Annotated in this window: 24 protein-coding genes; 9 read left to right on the top strand and 15 right to left on the bottom strand. The window is 71.2% G+C overall.

The annotated features are described in order from the left end of the window. Window positions 1–27: 27 nt before the first annotated feature. Together Manayef4_RS01785 and Manayef4_RS23740 are read right to left on the bottom strand one after the other, a co-directional pair. Window positions 28–1,641: an ABC-F family ATP-binding cassette domain-containing protein gene (locus tag Manayef4_RS01785; protein ID WP_011436109.1), complete on the bottom strand. Its 1,614-nt coding sequence runs from the start codon at window positions 1,639–1,641 to the stop codon at window positions 28–30. Window positions 1,642–1,848: 207 nt separating this feature from the next. Then, a complete protein-coding gene (locus tag Manayef4_RS23740) occupies window positions 1,849–2,097 on the bottom strand; it encodes a hypothetical protein (protein ID WP_023841553.1) in 249 nt (82 codons plus the stop codon). Between the two features lie 3 nt (window positions 2,098–2,100). Here Manayef4_RS23740 and rfbB point away from each other — a divergent pair, with 3 nt between their 5' ends. Next, window positions 2,101–3,105, top strand: a complete 1,005-nt coding sequence (rfbB, locus tag Manayef4_RS01780; RefSeq protein WP_023841554.1) for a dTDP-glucose 4,6-dehydratase — start codon at window positions 2,101–2,103, stop codon at window positions 3,103–3,105. A gap of 22 nt (window positions 3,106–3,127) precedes the next feature. On the opposite strand, the gene glgA is transcribed toward rfbB, so the two are convergent. From glgA to Manayef4_RS01730, 10 genes are all read right to left on the bottom strand, one after another. Then, window positions 3,128–4,363 carry a glycogen synthase gene (gene glgA, locus Manayef4_RS01775; RefSeq protein ID WP_070130412.1) on the bottom strand — a complete coding sequence of 412 codons (1,236 nt, stop codon included), beginning with the start codon at window positions 4,361–4,363 and terminating at the stop codon, window positions 3,128–3,130. Between the two features lie 112 nt (window positions 4,364–4,475). Further along, complete coding sequence (gene glgC / locus Manayef4_RS01770) at window positions 4,476–5,714, bottom strand: glucose-1-phosphate adenylyltransferase (RefSeq protein ID WP_011436106.1); 1,239 nt, start codon at window positions 5,712–5,714, stop codon at window positions 4,476–4,478. Window positions 5,715–5,941: 227 nt separating this feature from the next. Further along, a complete protein-coding gene (locus tag Manayef4_RS01765) occupies window positions 5,942–6,391 on the bottom strand; it encodes a metal-sulfur cluster assembly factor (protein WP_070130411.1) in 450 nt (149 codons plus the stop codon). Next, entirely contained in the window at window positions 6,388–6,906 is a 519-nt protein-coding gene (gene sufU / locus Manayef4_RS01760; RefSeq protein WP_070130410.1) for a Fe-S cluster assembly sulfur transfer protein SufU, read from the bottom strand. The genes Manayef4_RS01765 and sufU overlap by 4 nt, the downstream gene beginning before the upstream one ends. Then, window positions 6,903–8,231: a cysteine desulfurase gene (locus tag Manayef4_RS01755; protein WP_011436103.1), complete on the bottom strand. Its 1,329-nt coding sequence runs from the start codon at window positions 8,229–8,231 to the stop codon at window positions 6,903–6,905. The genes sufU and Manayef4_RS01755 overlap by 4 nt, the downstream gene beginning before the upstream one ends. Beyond that, the gene (gene sufC / locus Manayef4_RS01750) at window positions 8,228–9,022 is read right to left on the bottom strand and encodes a Fe-S cluster assembly ATPase SufC (protein ID WP_175443294.1); all 795 of its coding nucleotides are present in this window, start codon (window positions 9,020–9,022) and stop codon (window positions 8,228–8,230) included. The genes Manayef4_RS01755 and sufC overlap by 4 nt, the downstream gene beginning before the upstream one ends. 8 nt (window positions 9,023–9,030) lie before the next feature. Then, a complete protein-coding gene (locus Manayef4_RS01745) occupies window positions 9,031–9,408 on the bottom strand; it encodes a non-heme iron oxygenase ferredoxin subunit (RefSeq protein WP_011436101.1) in 378 nt (125 codons plus the stop codon). Continuing rightward, complete coding sequence (gene sufD / locus Manayef4_RS01740) at window positions 9,405–10,664, bottom strand: Fe-S cluster assembly protein SufD (protein ID WP_070130408.1); 1,260 nt, start codon at window positions 10,662–10,664, stop codon at window positions 9,405–9,407. The genes Manayef4_RS01745 and sufD overlap by 4 nt, the downstream gene beginning before the upstream one ends. Then, window positions 10,664–12,076, bottom strand: coding sequence for a Fe-S cluster assembly protein SufB (sufB, locus tag Manayef4_RS01735; RefSeq protein WP_070130407.1), 1,413 nt, complete (start codon window positions 12,074–12,076; stop codon window positions 10,664–10,666). Before sufB ends, sufD begins: the two co-directional genes overlap by 1 nt. After that, on the bottom strand, window positions 12,073–12,984 hold the full coding sequence (locus Manayef4_RS01730; RefSeq protein WP_023841556.1) for a helix-turn-helix domain-containing protein: 912 nt from the start codon (window positions 12,982–12,984) through the stop codon (window positions 12,073–12,075). The genes sufB and Manayef4_RS01730 overlap by 4 nt, the downstream gene beginning before the upstream one ends. A gap of 327 nt (window positions 12,985–13,311) precedes the next feature. Here Manayef4_RS01730 and Manayef4_RS01725 point away from each other — a divergent pair, with 327 nt between their 5' ends. The 7 genes from Manayef4_RS01725 (at window position 13,312) to Manayef4_RS01695 (ending at window position 20,723) form a co-directional block, all read left to right on the top strand. Next, window positions 13,312–14,016, top strand: a complete 705-nt coding sequence (locus Manayef4_RS01725) for a hypothetical protein (protein ID WP_070130406.1) — start codon at window positions 13,312–13,314, stop codon at window positions 14,014–14,016. A 155-nt stretch (window positions 14,017–14,171) separates the two neighbouring features. Further along, the gene (gene glpK, locus Manayef4_RS01720; RefSeq protein WP_070130405.1) at window positions 14,172–15,704 is read left to right on the top strand and encodes a glycerol kinase GlpK; all 1,533 of its coding nucleotides are present in this window, start codon (window positions 14,172–14,174) and stop codon (window positions 15,702–15,704) included. Window positions 15,705–15,945: 241 nt separating this feature from the next. Then, on the top strand, window positions 15,946–16,485 hold the full coding sequence (locus tag Manayef4_RS01715) for a transcriptional regulator (RefSeq protein ID WP_023841558.1): 540 nt from the start codon (window positions 15,946–15,948) through the stop codon (window positions 16,483–16,485). A 123-nt stretch (window positions 16,486–16,608) separates the two neighbouring features. Next, window positions 16,609–17,733: an ABC transporter ATP-binding protein gene (locus Manayef4_RS01710; protein WP_070130404.1), complete on the top strand. Its 1,125-nt coding sequence runs from the start codon at window positions 16,609–16,611 to the stop codon at window positions 17,731–17,733. Next, entirely contained in the window at window positions 17,730–18,515 is a 786-nt protein-coding gene (locus Manayef4_RS01705) for an ABC transporter permease (protein ID WP_023841560.1), read from the top strand. Before Manayef4_RS01710 ends, Manayef4_RS01705 begins: the two co-directional genes overlap by 4 nt. Window positions 18,516–18,671: 156 nt before the next feature. Further along, entirely contained in the window at window positions 18,672–19,700 is a 1,029-nt protein-coding gene (locus tag Manayef4_RS01700; protein ID WP_070130403.1) for a COX15/CtaA family protein, read from the top strand. Between the two features lie 480 nt (window positions 19,701–20,180). Continuing rightward, entirely contained in the window at window positions 20,181–20,723 is a 543-nt protein-coding gene (locus Manayef4_RS01695) for an NADPH-dependent FMN reductase (protein WP_083282228.1), read from the top strand. Between the two features lie 47 nt (window positions 20,724–20,770). Here the strand turns inward: Manayef4_RS01695 and Manayef4_RS01690 are convergent, their stop codons facing one another. The 3 genes from Manayef4_RS01690 to Manayef4_RS01680 form a co-directional block, all read right to left on the bottom strand. After that, a complete protein-coding gene (locus Manayef4_RS01690) occupies window positions 20,771–21,064 on the bottom strand; it encodes a hypothetical protein (protein ID WP_011436090.1) in 294 nt (97 codons plus the stop codon). 396 nt (window positions 21,065–21,460) lie between these two features. Next, window positions 21,461–21,844: a hypothetical protein gene (locus Manayef4_RS01685; protein WP_070130402.1), complete on the bottom strand. Its 384-nt coding sequence runs from the start codon at window positions 21,842–21,844 to the stop codon at window positions 21,461–21,463. A gap of 189 nt (window positions 21,845–22,033) precedes the next feature. Continuing rightward, window positions 22,034–22,903, bottom strand: a complete 870-nt coding sequence (locus tag Manayef4_RS01680; RefSeq protein WP_011436088.1) for a heme o synthase — start codon at window positions 22,901–22,903, stop codon at window positions 22,034–22,036. 811 nt (window positions 22,904–23,714) lie between these two features. Between Manayef4_RS01680 and tal the strand changes: the two genes are divergently transcribed. Then, window positions 23,715–24,830: a transaldolase gene (gene tal / locus Manayef4_RS01675; RefSeq protein ID WP_070130401.1), complete on the top strand. Its 1,116-nt coding sequence runs from the start codon at window positions 23,715–23,717 to the stop codon at window positions 24,828–24,830. Window positions 24,831–24,924: the final 94 nt, after the last annotated feature.

Here is a 24,924-nt window from a genome sequence, read left to right as displayed (position 1 = left end):
GTTCGGTTCCCGGCGCAGGGTCCCTGCTCAGGCCAGGGTGATGAGCTCGGCCAGATCGGGTGACCAGTTGTCCTCGACCCCGTCCGGCAGCATCAGGACCTTCTGCGGGTCGAGTGCCTCGACGGCCCCCGGGTCGTGGGTGACTAGGACGACCGAGCCCCGGTACGTGGCGAGCGCGGCAAGCACCTCGTCGCGCGAGGCGGGGTCGAGGTTGTTCGTCGGCTCATCGAGCAGGAGGACGTTGGCGGAGCTGCAGACCAGTCCGGCGAGCGCGAGGCGGGTCTTCTCGCCGCCGGACAGGGTCTCGGCGCGCTGCTCCACGCTGTCTCCGCTGAACAGGAACGCGCCCAGGATGCGACGCAGCTCCACGTCCGACGTCCCCGGCGCGGCGGCCCGCATGTTGTCCAGCACCGAGCGGCTGGTGTCCAGCGTCTCGTGTTCCTGCGCGTAGTACCCGAGACGTAGACCGTGACCGGGATGCACCTGGCCGACGTCGGGTGCCTCCTGGCCCGCCAGGATGCGCAGCAGCGTGGTCTTGCCGGCACCGTTCAGCCCGAGGACCACGACCCGCGAGCCGCGGTCGATCGCGAGGTCCACACCGGTGAACACCTCCAGCGAGCCGTAGGACTTCGACAGTCCGGTGGCGGTCAGCGGCGTGCGGCCGCACGGAGCCGGGTCCGGGAAGCGCAGCTTGGCCACCCGGTCCGCGACGCGCGCCTCGGCGAGCCCGGCCGCGAGCCGCTCGGCCCGCCGGTCCATCTGATGGGCGGCCCGCGCCTTGGTCGCCTTGGCGCGCATCTTGTCGGCCTGCGCCTTCAGYGAGTCGATCTTCTTCTCGGCATTGGCGCGTTCCCGGCGACGGCGGCGCTCGTCCAGCTCGCGCTGGTTGAGGTAGGTCTTCCAGTTCACGTTGTAGACGTCGAGGGTGGCCCGGTTGGCGTCGAGGTGGAAGACCTTGTTCACGCACTTGTCGAGCAGGTCGACGTCGTGGCTCACCACGATCAGGCCGCCCGTGTGGGCGCGCAGGAAGTCCCGCAGCCACCCGATCGAGTCGGCGTCGAGGTGGTTCGTCGGCTCGTCGAGCAGCAGGGTCGCGTCGGCGTTGCCGGACCCGGCGAACAGGATGCGGGCGAGTTCGACCCGCCGCCGCTGCCCACCGGACAGGGTGCCGATGGGCTGGGCGAGCACCCGATCGGCCAGGCCCAGCGACGAGCAGATCCGGGCAGCCTCCGCCTCGGCGGCATAACCGCCGAGCGTCCCGAATCGCTCCTCCAGGCTGCCGTAGCGGCGGATCGCCGCGTCCCGCGCCGTGGCGTCGACCAGCTCGGCCATCTCCAGCTGCAGCTTCTCCATCTCGCGCAGGAGAACGTCGAGACCGCGCGCCGACAGCACCCGATCACGGGCGGTGTCGGCCAGATCGCCGGTACGCGGGTCCTGGGGGAGGTAACCCATCTCACCCCGGATGTCGACGGTGCCGGCGAACGGCAGCCCCTCCCGGGCAAGCACCTTCAGCAACGTTGTCTTGCCGGCCCCGTTGCGCCCGACGAGACCGATCCGGTCGTTCGGCTGCACCCGGAAGGATACGGGCTCGATCAGAGTGCGGGCTCCGGCACGCAGTTCGAGCTCGGACACAATGATCATCGAGGTAGGGCCTCTTTCGGGCTTCCAGACAACGCCGGGYGAGCGTCAGAGCGTTACACCGGCGACGTCGGGTTGACACGGACAACGGCGGGGACCCCACCAGAGCACGGCGAACCGGGACGACCGAGGTCGGGCACGGGGTAGGTCGGGCACGGGGTAGACCGCGCACCGTGCCCACCAGGGACGGCACGGTCGGGCGCGCGACGATCACGATACGACGATGCTCATGACCTCAAGAGTACGGAAGCCATCGGGCGCCGTGGCCGCCGGATAGCCCTCGAACAGGTCCGCCACGCGCCAGAGCGTAAGGTGCCCCGTGCGCCCACGGTCACCCGCCGTCGTCCGGGTGGCCGCGCGCCGGCCAGGCCGCTGCCCGCCCGCCACGAGAACATGGGCGACGTCCGTCCACCGCCCAGCCGCATGCGTCGCCGCGCAGGCGCACCGATCGAAAGGCACACCATGTCGACGCTCCTCGTGACCGGAGCCGCCGGGTTCATCGGATCGAACTTCGTCCGCTACTGGCGGACGCGGCATCCGGAGGACGCGGTCGTGGCGCTCGACGCCCTGACCTACGCCGGCTGCCGGGAGAACCTCGCCGACGTCGCGGACCGCGTCACGTTCGTCCACGGCGACATCCGTGACCAGGAGCTCGTCGAGTCGGTGCTGCGGGAGCACTCCGTGGACGTGGTGGTGAACTTCGCCGCCGAGTCGCACAACAGCCTGGCGATCATCCGCCCCGGCGAGTTCTTCGCGACGAACGTGATGGGTACCCAGACCCTGCTCGAGGCGGCACGCACGGTCGGGGTGGCCCGCTTCCACCAGATCTCCACCTGCGAGGTCTACGGCGACATGGACCTCAACGACCCCGGTGCCTTCACCGAGGACTCCCCCTACCTCCCCCGCACGCCCTACAACGCGGCGAAGGCCGGCGGGGACCACGCCGTACGCGCCTACGGCTTCACCTACAACCTCCCCGTGACGATCACCAACTGCTCGAACAACTACGGTCCCTACCAGTTCCCGGAGAAGGTCATCCCCCTGTTCGTAACCCGGGCGCTGCAGGGCGAGTCGCTCCCGATGTACGCCTCCACCACGAACCGGCGCGAGTGGCTGCACGTGATGGACCACTGCCGGGCGATCGACGCGGTTCTGGACCGTGGGCGGCTCGGCGAGACCTACCACGTCGGATCCGGCGTCGAGGCGGACATCGAGACGATCGCCGACACGGTGCTCGCCGAGCTCGGTCTGCCCGCGTCGTTGAAGACGATCGTGCCCGACCGCCCCTCGCACGACCGCCGCTACCTGCTGGACTCCACCAAGCTGCGGACCGAGCTGGGCTGGACGCCGTTGATCGACTTCGCCGAGGGCATGCGGTCGACCATCGCCTGGTACAAGGAGAACGAAGCCTGGTGGCGTCCGCTGCTCGGTCGCTCCCCGGTCTCCGAAACGGCCTGGACGAGCTGACGGCTCCAGCCGAGCTGAGGCGTCAGCCGCCGGTCAGCGATGCGTACAGYCGCGCGGTGCGCTCGGCGATCGCCGCCCAGCCGAACTCGGTGACGGCCCGGTCCCGGCCCGCATGGCCCATCGCGGCCGCCCGGACCGGGTCCGCGAGCACCTCGTTGACGGCCCCGGCCAGCGCGCCGGGGTCGCCGGGCGGCACCAGCAGACCGGTGACGCCGTCGTCGACGACCTCGGGAATGCCACCGACCCGGGAGGCGACGACCGCGGTGCCGCACGCCATCGCCTCCAGGTTGACGATGCCGAGCGGCTCGTAGACCGACGGGCAGACGAACACGGTGGCATGGCTGAGCAGCTGGATCACCTCCGGCTTCGTCAGCATCCCGGGCAGCCAGACCACGCCGTCGCGGCCTGCGCGCAGGCCCTCGACCAGGTCGGTGATCTCCGTGAGCAGCGCAGGGGTGTCCGGGGCCCCGGCACAGAGCACGAGCTGCGCCCGGGGGTCGATCGCCGCAGCCGCCCGCAGCAGCACCGGCAGCYCCTTCTGCCGGGTAATCCGCCCCACGAAGATCACCGTCGGCCGGGCCGGATCCACCCCGTGACGTTCCAGCACGTCGGTCGCGGTGTCCGGACGGTACTCGTCGGTGTCGATGCCATTGCGGATGACGTGCACACGGGCCGGATCGACCGCCGGGTAGGCATCGAGGATGTCCACGCGCATGCCCGCGCTGACCGCGACCACGGCGGCCGCCGACTCGATCGCGACCCGCTCGCACCAGGACGACACCCGGTAGCCCCCGCCCAGCTGCTCGGCCTTCCAGGGACGCCGGGGCTCCAGCGAGTGCGAGGTCATCACGTGCGGGACGCCGCCGAGCAGCGCGGCGAGATGGCCACCGAGATTCGCGTACCAGGTGTGCGAGTGGATCACGTCCGCGCCGACCGCCGCGGCGGCCATGGACAGGTCCATCGACACGGTCCGCAGCGCGTCGTTCGCGTCGGCGAGCGCAGCCCAGCCCCGGTGCGCCGCGACCGCGGCGACCCCCGGGGCACCCGCCCTCTCGACCACCGGTCGGTCGACGGCGCCGGTCGACGGCGCCGCACCCGCGGGCCCGCCGCCCGCCGACCCGCCGCCCGGCGCCGGCCCCTCGCGGTGGACGGTGAGGTCGACAAGCCGGGCGAGCTCCCGGCTCAGGTACTCGACGTGCACACCCGCCCCGCCGTAGACGTCCGGGGGGTACTCCCGGGTGAGCATGGCGACGCGCATGTGCGGTCTCTCCCAACGGTGCCGTGACGGGACGGGTGCAAACGGGACGGGTGCGGGCGGTGGAGGCGAGGAGCGGGGCGGGTGCGGGCGGATGGGGCGGATGGCGGCCGGTTCAGTCGGCGATCGTGACGCCCTTGCCGACGACGGTGATGCCCTGCTCGCTCACGGTGTAGCCGCGGGCGCGGTCCCGGTCCTTGTCCACCCCGACCTGGGCGCCCGCCGGCACGTGCACGTTCTTGTCCAGGATGGCGTCGCGGACGACGGCCCCCCGGCCRACGAGCACGTTGTCCATGAGCACCGTGTGGTCGACCTCGGCCCAGGAGCTCACCCGCACTCCCGGGGACAGCACCGACGAGCGCACCGTGCCCCCGGAGATGATGACTCCATTGCTGACGATGCTGTTCACGGCCGTGCCGGTGCGCTGCAGGCCGTCGTGCACGAACTTCGCCGGTGGCAGCGAGGGGATGCTGGTGAGGATCGGCCACTCCCGGTTGTAGAGGTTGAACACCGGGTCGAGCGCACACAGATCCATCTGCGCCTCGAAGTACGAGTCGACGGTGCCGACGTCGCGCCAGTAGCCGCGGTCACGCACCGTCGTGCCCGGGACGACGTTGCCGGCGAAGTCRTACACCGCCGCCGCCCGCTGGGCCACGAGCATCGGGATGATGTTCCCGCCCATGTCGTGGACGCTGTCCTCGTCCGCGGCGTCCTTGCGCAGGGCGTCGATCAGCACGTCCGTCGAGAAGACGTAGTTACCCATCGAGGCGAACGTYTCCTCGGGGCTACCCGGCAGACCCGGCGGATCGGCGGGCTTCTCCAGGAACGCCTCGATCGTGCGGCCGTCGGGCGCCGTCTGGATGACCCCGAACGCCCTGCCCTCGGATCTCGGCACCCGCAGCCCGGCGACGGTGACGCCGGCTCCGCTGTCGAGATGCTGGGCGACCATCTGCCGCGGGTCCATCCGGTACACATGGTCCGCGCCGAAGACCACGACGATGTCCGGGGCGTCGTCGTAGACGAGGTTCAGCGACTGGTGGATGGCGTCGGCGCTGCCGGCGAACCATCGCGGCCCCAGCCGCTGCTGCGCCGGCACCGGCGTGACGTAGTTGCCGAGCAGGTTGCTCATCCGCCATGTCGTCGTGATGTGCCGGTCGAGACTGTGGCTCTTGTACTGGGTCAGGACCGCGATGCGCAGGTAGCCCGCGTTCACCAGGTTGGACAGCACGAAGTCGATCAGGCGGTACAGCCCGCCAAAGGGGACGGCGGGCTTCGCCCGGTCCGCGGTCAGCGGCGCCAGCCGCCGTCCGGCACCCCCGGCCAGCACCAGACCGAGGACCCGCGGGCTCGGCACAGACAGGCTCCCGTCTTCCGGCTCGATCTCCGAACGACCGGCGGGGCCGGACACCACGCCACGAGGCGGGAAGCCCGCCGAAATGGGCCGATGACGACGCCGATCGCCTGGTTCCGACCCTACAAGCCTGGCGGGCGGATACGGGCGGAGTGAGCGGTGGTTGCTGGGTAGCCAGCCGTACGTTGCGCGAACCCCACCGGTTGTTCATCCAGTGGGCCGGGGGGACGTCAGACGTTGAAGCCGAGCGCGCGCAGCTGCTCGCGACCGTCGTCGGTGATCTTGTCCGGCCCCCACGGCGGCATCCAGACCCAGTTGATGGTCACGTCCGCGGCCAGCCCGTCCGGGCCGTCGACCAGGGCGGAGCGGGTCTGGTCCTCGATGACGTCGGTGAGCGGGCAGGCCGCCGAGGTCAGCGTCATGTCGAGGGTGAYGGTGTTGTCGTCGGCGACGTGGATGCCGTAGACGAGGCCGAGGTCGACGACGTTGATGCCGAGTTCCGGGTCGACGACGTCGCGCATCGCCTCCTCGATGTCCTCGAAGCTGGYGAGCTCCGGCGGGGCGTCCGGTCCCGTCGGGTCCGGGTCCAGCACCGGCTTCGGGACCCCGGCGGGCTGATCCGCCGCCTCGGCGGTTTCTCCCGTCGCGKCCGAGCGCGTCTCGGTCACCGTCTCGCTCATGGCTTCTCCTGCTCGGGTACGTCGAGGGGGGCGACGCGGGGGTACGCGACAGAGGTGGATGCGCCGGCGACGGCGACACTCGGATCCATCGCCTTAGCGGTCGCGTCCTTCCACGCCATCCAGGACAGCAGGGCACATTTCACCCGGGCGGGGTACTTGGAGACGCCGGCGAACGCCACGGCGTCCTCCAGCACGTCCTCGTCACCCTCGATGGTGCCCCGCGACTGCATCAGCGCCAGGAACTCGCGTTMGAGCTTCAGCGCCGCGTCGACCGACTTGCCGATCACGAGGTCGCTCATGACGCTCGCCGACGCCTGACTGATCGAACAGCCCTCGCTCTCGTAGGAGACGTCCTCGACGACCCCGTCCGAGACCTTCACCCGCAGGGTCACCTCGTCGCCGCAGGTCGGGTTGACGTGGTGCACTTCGGCGTCGAAGGGATCCCGCAGCCCCCGGTGGAGCGGGTTGCGGTAGTGGTCCARGATGATCTCCTGGTACATGGAGTCGAGTTTCACCTCAGAAAGAACCTCCGGACCCCGTGCAGTCCTTCCACCAGGGCGTCGACCTCGCCGGTCGTCGTGTAGAGGTGGAACGACGCGCGGGTCGTCGCAGGTACCCCGAACCGCAGGCAGACCGGCCGGGCGCAGTGGTGCCCGACCCGCACGGCAATGCCGCGCTCGTCGAGGATCTGTCCGACGTCGTGGGGATGGATCGGCCGGCCGTCGTCCTCGTGCAGCACAAAGGAGATCGCCCCGCCGCGGGCGTCCGCCGCCGGCGGACCGATGATCCGCAACCCCGGCACCTCGGCGAAGGCGTCCAGCGCGTAGGCCGTCACCGCGTGCTCGTGCTCGGCGACGGCCGGCATGCCGAGCGCGGTCAGGTAGTCGACGGCCGCGCCGAGCCCGACCACCTGGGCAATCATCGGGGTGCCGGCCTCGAACCGGTGCGGCGGCGCCGCGTAGGTCGAGCCCTCCATGGTGACAAGCTCGATCATCTCGCCGCCGCCGAGGAAGGGCGGCATGACCCCAAGCAGCTCGTAGCGTCCCCAGAGCACCCCGACCCCGGTGGGCGCGCACATCTTGTGCCCGGTGAAGGCCAGGAAGTCCACCCCGAGCTCGGTGACGTCGACCGGGTTGTGCGGTACCGACTGGGAGCCGTCGAGCACGGTCAGCGCGCCGACCTCGCGGGCCCGCGCCACCACCTGCGCGACCGGGTTGATCGTGCCGAGAATGTTCGACTGGTGGACGAAGGCGACGACCTTCGCCCGCTCGGTGATGATCGAATCGAGGTTGCTCAGGTCGAGCCGGCCGTCGTCGGTCAGCCCGATCCAGCGCAGCGTCGCCCCGGTGCGCCGGGCCAGCATCTGCCACGGCACGAGATTGGAGTGATGCTCCATCTCGGTGACGACGATCTCGTCACCCGGGCCGACCCGGAACCGCTCCGCCTCGGCGCCGGCGGCCCCGGCGTTGCTCATCGCGTAGGCGACGAGGTTCAGCGCCTCCGAGGAGTTCTTGGTGAACACCACCTCCCGGCGGTCGCCCGCCCCGATGAAGGCGGCGACCTTGTCCCGGGAGGCCTCGTACAGCCCGGTGGCCTCCTCGGCCAGCACGTGGATGCCGCGGTGCACGTTGGCGTTGTGCAGCTCGTAGTAGGTCCGCTCGGCGTCGAGCACCGCCAGCGGCTTCTGCGAGGTGGCGGCGCTGTCGAGGTAGACCAGCGGCCGGTCGCCGTGCACCGTGCGGGCCAGGACGGGGAAGTCCCGGCGGACCTGCTCGACGTCGAACCCGCCGACGAGCCGGGGTCCGGACCCCGGGCGCACGGCCGCGTCGGTCAGCGTCATGACACCGCTCCCACGCCGGCCGGCGTGGCCGCGCCGCCACCCTTGACGTAGCGGTCGTAGCCGGACTCCTCCAGCACGGCGGCCAGTTCCGGGCCGCCCTCGTCGACGATCCGCCCCGCCGCCATGACGTGGACGAACTCGGGACGGATGTAGCGCAGGATGCGGGTGTAGTGGGTGATGAGCAGGATGCCCGTCTCCCCCTTGGCCCGCACCGACTCGATACCTGCGGAGACGATGCGCAGCGCGTCGACGTCGAGGCCGGAGTCGGTCTCGTCCAGCACGGCGATCTTCGGCTTGAGCAACGCCATCTGCAGGATCTCGTGACGCTTCTTCTCGCCGCCGGAGAAGCCCTCGTTGACGTTGCGCTCGGCGAACGCCGGGTCCATCTCGAGCGCGGCCATGGAGGTCTTGACCTCCTTGACCCAGGTCCGCAGCTTCGGCGCCTCGCCGCGCACGGCCGTGACCGAGGAGCGCAGGAAGTTCGACACCRAGACCCCGGGGATCTCCACCGGGTACTGCATCGCCAGGAAGATCCCGGCCCGGGCCCGGGCGTCGACGCTCATCGCGAGGACGTCCTCGCCGTCGAGCGTGATGCTGCCCTCGGTGACCGTGTACTTGGGATGGCCCGCGATCGAATAGGACAGCGTCGACTTACCCGACCCGTTCGGCCCCATAATCGCGTGCGTCTCGCCCTTGCGGACGGTCAGGTCCACCCCGCGCAGGATCTCGCGCGTGCCCTCGCCGTCCGTCTCCACCGAGACATGCAGATTGCGGATCTCCAGTGTGGACACCGCTGCCGTCACCCTCGTTCCGGGTTCGAATGTGTGACGTCGACGAGCACGTCGTCGCCGTCGATGGTCACTGCGTACGTGGGCACCGGCTCAATCGCCGGCAGGCTCAGCGGGACGCCGCTGGCCAGGTCGAACTGGGACCCGTGCAGCCAGCACTCGATCTTGCCGTCCTCGGCCTCGCCCTGGGAGAGCATCACGTCGGCGTGCGAGCACTCGTCACGCACGGCGTAGACCGCCCCGCCCGACCGCACCACGCACACCGGCACGCCCTCGATCTCGGTGCCGATCGCGGTGCCCTCGGCGAGGTCCGCGGCGGCACACACCCGGTGCCACCGCGGGGCGACCGAGGAGCCGCCCGCGGCAGAACCGCCGGTCGCGGTCGTCATCCGCCCACCTCCACCGACAACTCCGCCGACGACGGCTCCGCAGCCTCGTCCGGGAGGTCGGCCGACAGCTCGCCGGCAATCTTGATCATGATGCGTTCCCGCAGCTCCGGCACGTCGATCCGGTCGATGATCTCGGCGAAGAAACCGTGCACCACGAGCCGGCGGGCCTCCTCGGGCGAGATCCCCCGCGACTGCAGGTAGAACAGCGCCTCGTCATCGAACCGGCCGGTGGCACTGGCGTGACCGGCACCGGTGACCTCACCGGTGAGGATCTCCAGGTTCGGGACCGAGTCGGCCCGCGCGCCGTCGGTGAGCACGAGATTGCGGTTGAGCTCGTAGGTGTCCGTGCCCACGGCGCCGGCGCCGATGAGGACGTCGCCGATCCACACCGCGTGGGCGGCGTCCCCGCGCAGCGCGCCCTTGTAGGTGACCCGGCTGCGGCAGGAACGCGGCTCGTGCGTGACGAGCAGCCGGTGCTCCTGGTGCTGGCCGGCATCGGTGAAGAACACGCCGTAGAGCTCGGCGTCGCCGCCGGGCCCGCGGTAGTCCACGGTCGGGTTGAGCCGCACCAGATCACCGCCGAGGGTGATGGTGAACGAGCGCAGCCGAGCGTCGCGCCCCAGCGAGTAGGCGTGCGCGCCGAGGTGCACGGCGTCGTCGTCCCAGTCCTGCAGGGTGATGAAGGTGAGCGAGGCGCCGTGCCCCACGTACACCTCGACGTTGCCGGCGTAGGTGGCGCTGCCGGTGTGGTCGAGCACCACGGTGGCGGACGCAAACGGGCCCACTTCGACGAGGACGTGACCGTAGGCCACCCCGCCCGGGGAGCCGCGCCGCCCGCCGTCGCCGCTCGTCGCGACGAACCCGGCCGGGGACCTGGGGCTCTCACCGTGCAGGTGCACGACCACCGGCTCGGTGAGCGCGGCCTCGGCCGGGACGGTGACGGCGAGCGCGCCCGCCGACCGGGTCAGGGCGAAGGCGGCCACCCGGTCGGCCGGGGTCAGCACCCGACCGATCCGGGCGTCGGCGGCGGCGAGCTGCTCCACCTCGACCCCCGCGGGCGCGGTGACCGACACGGAGACCTTGCCGTCGGCCTCGGGGCCGGTCGGCAGTCCGCGCAGCCGGCGCAGCGGGGTGAACCGCCACGCCTCCTCGCGTCCGGTGGGCACGGCGTGGTCGAGCGGGTTACGGGACCGTACGGGACGGGGTACGGCACCGGAGGCGGCCGGGGGCCGACCGGTGGCGTCGATGACGAMCATCAGCCGACCGCACCTTCCATCTGCAGCTCGATGAGGCGGTTGAGCTCGAGGGCGTACTCCATGGGCAGCTCCCGGGCGATCGGCTCGACGAAGCCGCGCACGACCATCGCCATCGCCTCCTCCTCGGACAGACCCCGGCTCATCAGGTAGAACAGCTGGTCCTCGCCGACCTTGGAGACGCTCGCCTCGTGCCCGATGGAGGCGTCGTCCTCGCGCACGTCAACGTAGGGGTAGGTGTCCGAGCGGCTCACCGTGTCGACGAGCAACGCGTCGCACTTGACCGTCGAGCGGGAGGCCGACGAGCCCTCGTTGATCTGGACGAGCCCGCGGTAGGACGTCCGCCCGCCGCCGCGGGCCACCGACTTGGAGACGATCGTCGAGGAGGTGCGGGGCGCGGCGTGCACCATCTTCGCGCCCGCGTCCTGGTGCTGACCGGCACCGGCGAAGGCGATGGAGAGCACCTCGCCCTTGGCGTGCTCGCCGAGCAGCCACACGGCCGGGTACTTCATCGTCACCTTGGAACCGATGTTGCCGTCGATCCACTCCATGGTGCCGCCCTCGTGGCAGGCGGCACGCTTGGTGACCAGGTTGTAGACGTTGTTCGACCAGTTCTGGATGGTCGTGTACCGGCAGCGCGCGTTCTTCTTCACGACGATTTCGACGACCGCCGAGTGCAGCGAGTCCGACGAGTAGACCGGCGCCGTGCAGCCCTCGACGTAGTGCACGTAGGCGCCCTCGTCGACGATGATCAGCGTCCGCTCGAACTGGCCCATGTTCTCGGTGTTGATCCGGAAGTAGGCCTGCAGCGGGATCTCGACCTGCACGCCCGGCGGCACGTAGATGAAGGATCCGCCCGACCACACCGCCGTGTTCAGCGCGGCGAACTTGTTGTCCCCGACCGGGATCACCGAGCCGAAGTACTCCTGGAACAGCTCCGGATGCTCACGCAGCCCGGAGTCGGTGTCCAGGAAGAGGACACCCTGCTCCTCGAGGTCCTCCCGGATCTTGTGGTAGACGACCYCGGACTCGTACTGGGCGGCGACCCCGGCAATGAGGCGCTGCTTCTCCGCCTCGGGAATGCCGAGCCGGTCGTAGGTCGCCCGGATGTCCTCGGGTAGGYCCTCCCACTCCTCGGCCTGCTTCTCGGTGGAGCGGACGAAGTACTTGATGTTGTCGAAGTCGATGCCCGACAGGTCGGCACCCCAGGTCGGCATGGGCTTGCGCTCGAACAGCCGCAGCCCCTTGAGGCGCAGGTCGGTCATCCACGACGGCTCGGACTTCTTGGCCGAGATGCCGCGGACAACCGCCTCGGACAGGCCGCGCTCCACGTCGGCGGCGTAGGCGTCGGTGTCAGCCCATCCGAACCGATAGGAACCAAGGCCTTCCAGGGCGGTCTCGGCAGAGGTGGTCATAGGGCGAAACCCTCCGAAGACGAGGATGGTGGACAGGCCAGGGACGCGGGCCGGGCCGGGCCGGATCCGGCCACGGCGGAATCGGGCAGCACCCGAGCGGAGCCGTCCTTCCCGGACCCGCTCTGATCGGACCCGTTCCGATCGGACCGGGCACGCGAAGCCATGCCGGGCGCCGTGCCCGCGGGCGGATGATCCGCGGCGGTGTGGCTCACGGCAGTGTGACCCGCGGGCGGGTGACCCGCGGGCGGGTGACCCGCGGGGATGTGGGTCGTGCAGACGCCGTCGCCGTGCGCGATCGTCGCCAGGCGCTGCACGTGGGTGTCGAGCACGCGGGCCAGCACCGCGGTCTCGGCGTCGCACAACGCCGGGAAGCGCTCCGCGACGAACTGGACCGGGCAGTGATGCTGGCAGATCTGCAGACCGGTGGGCAGCTCGGAGACGCTGGCGGTGTACCCGGCGGCGGTCATCGCCTCGGCGAGCGCCGCCGGGCGATCCGCCGGCTCCGCCGCCACGACCGCCTCGCGCACCCGCCGCTCCAGGTCGACGGCGCGGGTATCGGCGAACTGGGTGACCGCGCTCGCGCCACCCACCTCGGCCAGGAAGTGCAGCGCACCGGCCGCGAGATCGGAGTAGGCGTTGGGACCGGCCTGATGGCCGGCTTCGGTGAGCGCGTAACGCCGGGCCGGGCGTCCCCGGCCACGCGGCCCCCGGGACCGGCTCTCCGTGGGCGTGATGATGCCATCCGCGACCATGGCATCGAGATGCCTGCGGATAGCCGCCGGGGAGACCCCGAGCTGACGGGACAGCTCGGCTGCCGTGGCCGAGCCGCCCTCCAGGAGCAGACGCACGACCCGGTCGCGGGTACGGCCGTCCGCCGTCCCGCTCGTCCCGTCGTGGTCGTATTTCACAACGCCAGTGTGCCTTATTTCCTGGGCGCAGTCGAACCGGGGTCGCCGGAACTACAGCCCAATGGGGCGATCTTCGCCACAGCCATGACGCAGATCACATCCGCCGGACGTGAGCACACAACGGATACCCACGGGCCGTACCCGACCGACGACCGCAGGCGGCGGAATGCCAGACTTGCGCCCACTGCCATACCTGCGCGCCCACCCGGGCGCGCACCCCGGGTGGGCACACCAGGTCGGCACACCAGCGGGCCGACGGTCGCGACGCGCGGTCGCGCCCGGCCGCCACCGACCCGGAGACGATCTCAGGCGGGAGGCGACGGGCGGATGCGATCACAACTGTGGCGCGGCGGGGTCCGGCGGGCGCTGCTCTCCCTCGGACTGACTTTCCTGCTCGCGACCTCGGCGGCCTGCAGTGGCGGCGGGGAGAAGAGCAACGGGCTGGAGAAGCTGCCTGCCGGCGAGGTCGGCACGCGCACCCTGCAGGCGTTGCGCACCGCGACCGGCGTCCACGTCGTCGGCACCGAGGCCGACCCGCGCTCGGACGCCCCCGCCGGTTACGACCTGGTGATGTCCGGCACGGTCACCCGCGGCACCATTGACGAGTACGGTCAACGGACCCAGATCTTCAAGATCAAAGACGACACCTACGTCCGCCGCGGCCGCGCCTACTACGAGGGGACCGGTGACGCCGCGGCCGGGAACCTCCTCGCCGACCGCTGGGTCCGCCTAGCCCCCGCCGACGCCGCGAAATACAGCTACTTTACCCTCGACCGGCTCRCCGCGTCGCTGACCAGCTACGTCGTCGGGCTGTCCGGCCCGGTGCGGACCGAGAAGCTGGCCGGCACCCAGGCCGTCCGGGCCGCGGGCCCCGACGGAACAGCCTTCTGGGCGGCCAACACCGGGCCCGGCTATCCGTTGAAGGTGGTCGTCGCCGGCCGCTCCACCAACGAGATCACTTTCGACGATTACGGGACGCCCGCGACCGGCACCCCGCCCGGCGACGTCGTCGACCTGTCCAACCTCGGCTGAGCCGCCGTTCCCGGCACGCCGGGTCCGCCTTACCTACCCCTTGTCTATCTTTCCTCCCCCGCGTCCCTCTCCTTACCGTGCATCGCTCCCCTACCATGCCTCCTTACCATGCGTCCTTACCATGCGTCAGCGGACCCGTGGGCGGGAGGAACGAGATGAGCGTGCCGGCACGCGGATCCCTGGTGGCGGCGGTCGACCAGGGGACCACCGGGACCACGGTCTGCCTGCTCGACCGGGACGGGGTGGTCGTCGGCCGCGGCTACACCGGGATCCGGCCCGGGTTCCCCCGGCCGGGCTGGGTCGAGCAGGATCCGGACGAGCTCTGGCGCAGCGTCGTCGACACCGTCGCCGCGGCCCTGGCCGGCTGCGGTCGCCGGGCCGGGGAGCTCGCCGCCCTCGGCATCACCAACCAGCGCGAGACCACCGTGCTGTGGGACCGGCGGACCTCCGCCCCGGTCCACCCGGCCATCGGGTGGCAGGACCGGCGGACGGCCGCGGTCTGCGAACGCCTCACCGCCGAGGGGCACGCGGGTGCGGTGGGGGAACGCACCGGGCTGGTACTCGACCCCTACTTCTCCGGTACCAAGATCGGCTGGATCCTGGACGACGACCCCGGGCTGCGCCGGCGCGCCGGCCGGGGGGAGATCGCCTTCGGCACCGTCGATTCCTGGCTGGTCTGGAAGCTGACCGCCGGGGCCGCGCACGTCACCGACGTCACGAACGCCTCCCGCACCCTGCTGCTCGACCTCGCCGCCGCGACCTGGTCCCCGGAGATGCTCGATCTGCTGGGCGTTCCCGCCGAGGTGCTGCCCGCTGTCGCGCCGAGCTCGCGGGTCTACGCCGAGACCGATCCGGACGCCTTCCTCGACGTGCGGATCCCGGTGGCGGCCGTGATCGGCGACCAGCAGGCCGCTCTGTTCGCCCAGGGCTGCTTCGAACCCGGCCAGGCCAAGAACACCTATGGCACCGGTTCCTTCGTGCTGGTGAACACCGGCTCGGCCCTGCCGGCGCCRCAGTCGACGCTGCTGCGGACCGCGGCGTTCCAGCTCGACGGCGAACCGGTGCGGTACGCGCTGGAGGGAGCGGTCCTGTCCACCGGTGCCGCCGTCGACTGGCTACGGGACTCCCTGGGGATCATCCGGGATGCCACCGAGACCGCCGACCTGGCCGCCTCCCTGACCGGCAACGACGGCGTCTACTTCGTCCCGGCGCTCGCCGGCCTCGGCGCCCCTCACTGGGATCCCCGCGCCCGCGGCGCACTGCTCGGGATCACCCGGGGGACCACCCGGGCGCACGTCGTCCGCGCGGTGCTCGAGGGCATCGCCTACCGCACCCGGGACGTCGTCGAGGCGATGGGTGCCGCGGGCTTCCCGGTGCGCGAGCTGCGGGCCGACGGCGGGGCCGCCCGCAACCACTGGCTCATGCAGTTCCAGGCCGACCTGCTCGGCGTCGAGCTCGACGTCCCGGACAACATCGAGACGACCGCGCTCGGTTCGGCCTACCTCGCGGGGCTCGCGACCGGGTTCTTCGCCGACCGCGAGGAGCTCGCCGGGCATCGGCGCAGCGCCGAGCGGTACCGGCCGAGGCTGTCCCGGGCCGAGCGGGACCGGTCCTACCGGCGATGGCTGCGCGCCGTGGACCGGGCCCGGGACTGGGCCAAGGACGCCGACGACGCCGACTGGGACTGACCGGGCCGACGGTGCCGACCGGGCCGACCGGGACTGACCGGCCGACCGGGCTGACGGGGCTGGCGCGGCCGGAAAAACACTGTCGCGATTCCCGGATTGCGCCCCGCGACCGCGGGACCACGCCAGGGCCACGTTCCCTCGCGGCTTCTYGGTCGAACCGGCTGCCAGACGAACCGAGGCCTGACAATCTGTCACAGGGGGCGGTTGGCGTCTCCTGTCGACCTTGACCCGGACGGAGACCGTGACCGAGGCGGACTACGCCCTGGAGCTCGGCCGCCGGCTTCGCGCGGCGCGCAACCGGCGTGGCTTGTCGCTGCTGGACGTCCAGGAGCGCACGCATGGCCGGTGGACTGCCGGGACCCTGGGCGCCTACGAGCGAGGCTCTCGGACCCTGCGCGTGCATCGACTGGTCGAGCTCGCCGAGCTGTACGACGTTCCCGCGACGCTGCTGGTACCGCCGGCCGCCGATCGCCGCGAGACCGACCATCTGCCGCCGCTGGTCATCGACCTGCGCCGGCTGCGCAAGCTGCCCCCGACCCGCACCGGACCGCTGCGGCGCTGGATCGCCATCGTGCAGGTCCTGCGGTCGGACAGTTCACGCGACGTCCTGCGGCTGCGTCGCTCCGACCTGCAGTCGTTGTCCCGGCTCTACAGCACCACGCCGGCGATGCTGTACGAGCGGCTGGGCGCCTGGGGAGCGCTGGTGGAGCCAGGCGAGCCGGTGGCGGTCGGCGGGCGCCGCCGGGCGCTGCCCGTCCGCCCGCCGCAGCAACGGGGCTAGCAACGGGACTGGCAACGGGACTAGGGCACGGCCGCCCGGTGGTGCCCGTTCCACCCAGCCGAAGGCCTCGTGCCGGGGCGGACCGGCCCTCCGCCCGACCCGCGATGTCCGTAGGATCGCAAGGTGGCCGAGATCCTGGCAGTCAGTGTCACGGACCTCGTGAAGACGTATTCCTCGCGGTCCGCTTCCCCGCGTTCCGGTCGTCGTCCTCACGGGTCCGGGCGGCGGACCCGCACCGGTCGGGCCGGGCGCGGTCCCGCGGCGTTCTCCACGTCCCCTACGCCGTCCCCTACGCCCCCCGTGCGCCAGGCGCCCCCGGCGCCGCCGGTCCCTTCCGGCGACGCCGCTCGACCGTCGACGACACCCGATGGTCGGATACGCGCCGTGGACGAACTGTCACTTACCGTCCCGACCGGCACGGTCACGGCGCTGCTCGGGCCGAACGGCGCCGGCAAGACAACCACCGTGGAGATCTGCGAGGGATTCCGCCGTGCCGACGCGGGCGAGGTGCGGGTCCTCGGACTCGACCCCTGGGCGGACGCCGTTGCCCTGCGCCCCCGGGTCGGGGTGATGCTGCAGTCCGGGGGGATGTATCCCGGCGCCCGCGCCGGCGAGATGCTGCGCCTCGTCGCCTCGCACTACCGCCACCCGCTGGATCCCGCGGCGCTGTTGGACCGGCTCGGGCTGGCCGGGTCCGCCGGTACCCCGTTCCGCCGGCTCTCCGGCGGCCAGCAGCAGCGGCTGTCGCTGGCGATGGCCGTGGTCGGYCGCCCGGAGCTGGTCTTCCTCGACGAGCCGACGGCCGGGTTGGACGTCCAGGGCCGGYGGGACACCTGGGAACTCGTCGAGGAGCTGCGCACGGCCGGGGTCACCGTCGTGCTGACCACCCACGCCATGGACGAGGCCGAACGGCTMGCCGATCAGGTGATCATCGTCGACCACGGCAGGGTGGTGGCGGTCGGCTCCCCCGCGGAGCTCACCCGGGGCGGCGCCGAGGGGCAGCTGCGCTTCCGGGCCCCCGCCGGGCTGGATCTCGGCCGGCTGCTGCTMGCGCTGCCCGACGGCACCACCGTGCAGGAGGGCCCGGCTGGGCACTACCTGTTGCAGGGCACGGTCGACCCGCAACTGCTCGCCGCGGTGACCGCCTGGTGCGCGGGTAACGRCATCCTGGCAGAGGATCTCCGGGTCGAACAACGCACGCTGGAGGACGTCTTCGTGGAACTGACCGGATCGGAGCTGCGCTCATGACCGGCGTCCCGCTGCTCGATCTGCGCCCGGCTCCGGCGCCCGCGTCGCGGGCCCGGATGCTGGCGGCACAGACCAGGCTCGAGCTGGTACTCACCCTGCGGCGCGGCGAGTCCGTCCTGCTCACCCTGATCATCCCGGTCGGTCTGCTGGCCTTCTTCACCGCCGTCGACGTGCTGCCGAGCTCCACCGAGCGGCCGGTGGACTTCCTCGTCCCCGGGGTGCTCGCGCTGGCCGTGATGTCGACCGCCTTCACCGGGCAGGCGATCGCGACGGGCTTCGAACGCTCCTACGGCGTACTCAAACGCCTCGGGGCGACCCCGCTGCCGCGCGTGGTCCTGCTCGCCGGCAAGACGTTGGCGGTGCTCGCCGTCGAGGTCATCCAGCTGGTGCTCCTGGTGGCGGTCGGATTCGCGCTGGGCTGGGACCCGACCGGCGGGCCGGTCGGGGTTCCGGCGGTGCTGGCGCTACTCGTCCTGGGCACAGCCGCGTTCTCGGGGCTCGGCCTGCTGATGGCCGGAGCCCTGCGGGCCGAGGCGACGCTCGCCGCCGCCAACGGCGTCTACCTGGTGCTGCTGCTGATCGGCGGGGTGGTGTTCCCGCTGTCGAAGCTTCCCGGCTGGCTGCGGGCGGTCGCCGAGGCGCTGCCGACCGCGGCGCTGTCGGACGGGCTGCGGGCCGTCCTGGCAGAGGGCGACGGTCCGGGGGCACGCCCCCTGATCGTGCTCGTGGCCTGGGCGGTGGCGAGTCTGGCGCTCGCCGCCCGCACCTTCAGTTGGGAGTAGAGCCGACTGGGAGTAGAGCCGACACCGCGACCGTCCGGTCACCGGGCACCATCCGGCCGGCAGGCACCATCCGGCCGGCAGGCACCATCCGGCCGGCAGGCACCATCCGACCAACGGAGAAGGATCCGAGCGGCCCGTGCCGGACAGGGCGTTACCATGGCAGTCGTGCCAGCTTCTACAGAGCGTCGGAGTTTGCCGCTGATCAGCCTTCGCGCCTTCCGGCTCCTCACCACGCTCAACGTGGTCTTGCTGTCACTGATCGTGGTGAGTRGCGGCGTGGTCCGCCTGACCGGCTCCGGCCTCGGCTGCCCGACCTGGCCGCAGTGCGGGGACGGCTCGTTCGTGCCGCACTCGGAATACGCCCTGCACGGAGCGATCGAGTTCGGCAACCGGGTCGTCGGCCTGGTGGTCGGCCTCGTGACGCTGATCACCCCGCTGGTCGCGCTCCGCCTGCGGGGCGGACGGCGGCGCGATCTTCGACTGCTGTCCTTCGGCCTCTGGGTGGGTTTCCTCGGGCAGGCCGTGCTCGGCGGGATCACCGTCCTGACGAAGCTGCACCCGGCGACCGTCGCCGCCCATTTCCTGCTCTCCATGGTCCTGCTGTGGAACGCGGTCCTGCTGGACCACCGGGYCCGCCAGGACGCGGGTGCGCCGACCCCGGGGGTCGGTCCCGCGCTGCGGTGGCTGGCGCGCCTGCTGGTGGTCGTCTCGGCGGGGGTGCTCGTCCTCGGCACGGTCGTGACCGGCGCCGGGCCGCACAGYGGTGACAGCGACCATCCGGCCCGCTTCGGGTTCGACCTCGTCAACGTCTCCCAACTGCACGCCGACGGCGCGATGCTGCTGGTCGGGCTCGTCGCGGCCATGGCGTTCGCGGTGCGGGTCGCCGAGGCCCCCGACGAGGCCAGGCGGACCTCCCTCGCCCTGGTCGGGACCGTCCTCGCGCAGGCCGCGATCGGATTCACTCAGTACTTCCTCGGCGTTCCCGCCCTCCTCGTCGCCCTGCACATGACCGGGGCGACCGTGATGTGGGTCGCCGCGCTGCGGCTCTGGCTCGCCCTGAGCTCCCGGCACCCCCGGCCGGCACCGGACGCGGCGCCCACGCTCGCGGCGGCCGGCGCCGAGGTCCCCGCGCCCGCCGGGCCGGTCGGGACCACCGCCCCCACCGGCGCCGGCATCGGCTCCTAGACCACCGACACCCTGGGACCACCGACACCCTGGGACCACCGACACCCTGGGACCACCGACACCCTGGCCACGGCGGCCACGCCCCGTTCCTGAGACGGGAAACAGTCCCGGCGGCCGGCTCGACGTCCGACGACCCGCCGCGRCACGGCCTCCGCCGAGGGGCCGACGTCGCGACGGAAACGCGACGGACAAGTGTGGAGGGTTGGGCATGGTCTGGAGACCGTCCCCCAGACCGGGCGCCAGCGCCACTACCGAGTGTAACCGATCACAGCCTTATGTGATCTTGTCGAGGCCCTGCCCCGACTCCTCACAATGCAACAGCGCCGTTGCGGGGGTCTCGCCGGATGACCGATGATTTGGAGCTCGRTTATGATGGATGGAGGCTTGGACAAGCCTGACCTTCCCAACTCAGGAGTAATTTTCCATTTCTGGCACACCCAACGAAGGACCAGGTGAAAGTCGGCGGCTAGAATCGGCCGTGTGGATGCCACCCAAAAAATTCYTCTGCTATGCGGAAGCCTCCGCGCCGGGTCGTCCAACTCGGCGCYGCTACGCACCACGCGAGCATTGACCCCGCCGGGATTCGTTGCGGACGACTACGACGGTATGGCCAAGCTGCCGCACTTTAACCCTGACGACGACCAAGATCCTTTGCCTGTGTCGGTAGTGGACCTGCGGGCCCGCATTGCATCGGCCGCTGCGATCCTGATCTGCACGCCGGAGTACGCGGGCGCACTGCCGGGTTCCTTTAAGAACCTGCTCGACTGGACCGTCGGTGGGATCGAGATCGGGGACAAACCCACGGCATGGATCAACGTATCGCCGTCCACGACAAAGGCCGCGGACGCGCACGATTCCCTGCGCAAGGTGCTGCGTTACACCGGCGCCATGATCGTCGAGGAAGCCTGCATGCACATCCCCGTCCACAGATCGACCATCAACGACCAGGGCGTGGTCACCGATGACCAGATCCGGGCCGGTGTGCTCAAGTCACTGGCCGCGCTGACCGCAGCGGTCTCGTGAACCAGACCGGTCCCCGGGGTGGAGCGACCCGGGGACCGGGTCGACCGCTACAACACCTGCGCCGATTCATGCAGGTCCCGCTGCCGGATGAAGAAGAAGGCAACCAGGGCGCCGACCGCGCACACAATGGCGCAGACGACCATGACGCTGGTGAAGCTATGCACGAACGCGGCCCGACCGGCGTCGCCAGCCCGGGTGATGTTGCCGACGGCAACTTCCCGTCCCACGGCCGAAGGTCCAGCGTACTTCGACAGCACCAGCTGCTGAAACAGCGCGCCGAAGCCGGCGATCCCGATGGCGACACCAACCTGCTGAAAGGTCTCGCCGATGCCGGTGGCCATGCCCGCCTTCGCGGCCCTACCTGCCAGCGCTGGCGTCGTTCGCCCGCCACCTCCGCAACGACTACGACGCCGTCGTCGCCGGGCTCACCCTGCCGCACAGTTCCGGGCCCGTCGAGGGCGCCGTGATTCCACGTAACTGTAAGTAGGCGGAATGAAATAACCTGTGCAACTTGAGCCTCTCGCGGCCCTGTGACCTGCTAAGATGCTCCCGAACATGCATTTGTTATTTCATTACGATTCCTAAAGATGGTGAAGAGGCAGATGTATGGACGGGCGAACTTCGATCTCCTGCGTAAGCGCGTGTTGATCAGACAACTCGGAAACCAGGCCATCACGTGATCGTCGCCAGAACCGAATAACGCGATCGCCTCCGCTGCCGCGGGAGACGGAACGGGATCAGGCGGGCGCGGACCCGGCGGAGGCTGGCCGGCCAGGACGGCAGTGTGCGGGTCGGGACCGGACGCGGGCTGCCGCCGGGTGGGGTGGTGGGTGTTCGGGGGTGTCGTGCCAGCACAGGCTGAACGCGCAGTTCACCAGGGCCGGGTGGCGGGCGATCGCGGTGGCGGAGCGGACCTGGACGTCGGCCCAGCCGAGTTCGTGTGTGATCTGTTTGTAGTCTTGTTCGACCCAGCCGTGCGGCCCGTACAGGCGGTCGATCTCGCTGTGGGCGGCGGGTGGGAACGCCGATGCCGCCGCGGTGGGCAGGTCGGGGTGGGGCAGGGTGGTGGCCAGATACCAGGTGCTGGTCGATGRCAGGGTCGCCGGGTCGGTGGTGGCCACGACCAGCCGCGGTGGTCCGCCGGGTCTGGGTGTGCCCGTCCGGTAGACGCGCCGCACTGGTGTCAACTGGCCAGGACGGGTGGGCCCGTCCCAGACCCGTTCGCGGGCGGCCCGCCGGCAAAACAACGCCCCGTCCCGCCCGGTGACACCGGGATCAGGACGGGGCGGGGTCGGTGGGGTCGGGCGAGATCAGACGAGAGCGGTGACGGCGATCGCCACGAACAGCAGGGTCAGATACGTGATCGACATGTGGAACAGGCGCATCGGCCTCGGGTCCTCGCCGTGCCGGGCCCGGCGGGCGACCCGGTGCGACTCGACCAGGAACCAGGCTCCCACCGCGACGGCGGCGACGAGGTAGACCGGGCCGGTGGAGGCGACGGGAGCGACCGCGAGCGAGGCGGCGACCATCGCGTAGGCGTAGCCCAGCATCCGCCGGGTGACGACCTGGACGGAGGCGACGACCGGCAGCATGGGGACGCCCGCCGCGGCGTAGTCGTCGCGGAACTTCATCGCCAACGCCCAGAAGTGCGGCGGGGTCCAGAAGAAGACGACGGCGAACAGCAGCACCGCGGCCCAGCCGACGGTCCCCGTGACCGCCGACCATCCGATCAGGACGGGGAAGCAGCCGGCCGCGCCCCCGATGACGATGTTCGACGGGGTGCGGCGCTTCAGCCCGAGGGTGTAGACGAAGACGTAGAAGGCGATCGCCCCGTCCGCCAGCAGCGCGGAGGGCCAGTTGACCAGGAAACCGAAGAGCAGCGTCGAGACGATCCCGATCACGATGCCGAAGGTCAGCGCCTCCGTGGGCGTGACGGTCGCCCGCACGAGCGGACGGCGCTTCGTGCGGCCCATCATCTGATCGATGTCACGATCGACGTAACAGTTGATCGTGTTCGCGCTGCCGGCGGCGAGGGTTCCCGCCACCAGGGTCACGGCGATCAGCCGGAGCGACGGCACGCCCCGTTCGGCGAGCATCATGACCGGGACGGTGGTGATGAGCAGCAGTTCGACCACGCGCAGCTTCATTAGGGCGACATAGCCGCGGGCCTTCGCCGACACGGCCGCCCAGCCCCCGCGAGTCGCGTGCCCGGCGCCCGGGAGCCCGTCGGCGGGCGGATCGGCTGCGGGGGCTGGCGGGCCGGCTGCGGGGGCTGGCGGGCCGGCTGCGGGGGCTGGCGGGCCGGCTGCGGGGGCTGGCGGGCCGGCTGCGGGGGCTGGCGGGCCGGCTGCGGGGGCTGGCGGGCCGCCGACCCCCGGCGCCGGTGCGGTCGTTGGCTTGGAGGCGCCCGCCCGCCCCGGTCCGCGGGCGGGGACATGCCGGTGACGAAGGACGGCCTCGGTAGACAGAGCGACCTCGCGATCGGCGGGATCGACGGGCGACCCACGCGGGACGGTGCCCCGAAAGTCGGAGCGGACGGTGTTCTACGACGTGTCGGAGTCTAGCCGCCGCGGCGCTGCGTACGCGCGTCGACCGCGCCCGGACCCCCGCCGCCGTCCTGCGTCCTCTCTCACAACCGCGCCACGCGGCCCCCCGGGCGGCGGCGACCGACATGTACTGGCGTGGGGCATCGGACAGCGACGGTGGGCATGGCGCATGGACGGCGGGCATCGGGCATCAGGCATGAACCGCAGGGACCGGGATTCCACTCGTCGTGCGCGTTGTTCTCCCAACCGCCACCCGACTGTCACGGGGATCCGCAGACTGGGATCAGACTGGAAACAGACTGGGATGGAGCCGGCCCCAGAGGGTAGTGCCCTGAAGGGGGTGCGCCCATCCGAAGCGCGAGAACGGCCATGAAGCGMGAGAACAGCTTGGAGGCCTTGGAGACATGGTGAGGACGCCACCGCCCGCGGAGAGGAAGTCAGCCCGATGAGCAATCCCCTGTCCGAGCTCTCAGCCGCCGGAGTGGCGGTCTGGCTGGACGACATCAGCCGGGACCGCCTACGCACCGGCAACCTCGCCCACCTGGTCGAGAACCGCGGCGTTGTCGGCGTGACGAGCAACCCGACCATCTTCCAGAAGGCGATCAGTTCGAGCGACCTGTACGACGAGCAGCTGCACGACCTGGCGATCCGCGGCGTGGACGTCGGCGAGGCCGTCCGGGCCATCACGGCCGCCGACGTGCGCGACGCCTGCGACGTGCTGCGCGGCGTCTACGACGCCAGCGGCGGCGTCGACGGCCGGGTGTCCCTGGAGGTCGATCCCCGGCTCGCCCACGAGGCCGAGCGCACGCTCGCCGAGGCGCGTGCCCTGTGGTGGCTGGTCGACCGACCCAACCTGTTCATCAAGATTCCCGCCACCCGGGCCGGCCTCTCGGCAATCACCGAGACGCTTGCCCAGGGCATCAGCGTGAACGTGACGCTGATCTTCGGACTCGACCGGTACGACGCCGTGATCGACGCGTTCATGACCGGTCTGGAGAAGGCCCTGGCCGCGGGGCGCGACATCACCGACCTGGCCTCGGTCGCGTCGTTCTTCGTCAGCCGGGTGGACACCGAGGTCGACCAGCGGCTGGAGAAGATCGGCACCTCGGAGGCGAAGGCGCTACGCGGCCGGGCCGCCGTCGCCAACGCCCGGCTGGCCTTCGAGCGGTACGAGAAGGCGTTCGCCACCCCCCGCTGGGCGGCCCTGGCCGCGGCGGGCGCGAAGCCCCAACGCCCGTTGTGGGCGTCGACGTCCACCAAGGACCCGTCCCTGCCGGACACGATCTACGTCACCGAGCTGATCGCGCCCGGAACCGTCAACACGATGCCGGAGGCGACCCTGGAGGCGTTCRCCGACCACGGGTCGGTGACGGGTGAGACGATCCGCCCCCGCTACGAGGAGGCCCACGAGGTGTTCGCCCAGCTCACAGCCGTCGGAATCGATCTCGACGACGTGATCGAGACCCTGGAGAGCCAGGGCGTACAGAAGTTCGAGGACTCGTGGACCCAGCTGTTGGACACCATCGCGGCGCACCTGGGATCAGCCGGTTCGTCCGCGTAAGGCCTGGCGCCGGCCGTGGCCGTGGCGGTCGCCACGGCCGTCGCCACGGCCGTGATGATCGTCTCAGCGTCGTTCATGGACACCCGACGGTCCC

Source organism: Frankia sp. CgMI4, from assembly GCF_001756285.1.
Taxonomy (GTDB): domain Bacteria; phylum Actinomycetota; class Actinomycetes; order Frankiales; family Frankiaceae; genus Frankia; species Frankia casuarinae.
This window is presented reverse-complemented; position numbering and strand designations above follow the sequence as displayed.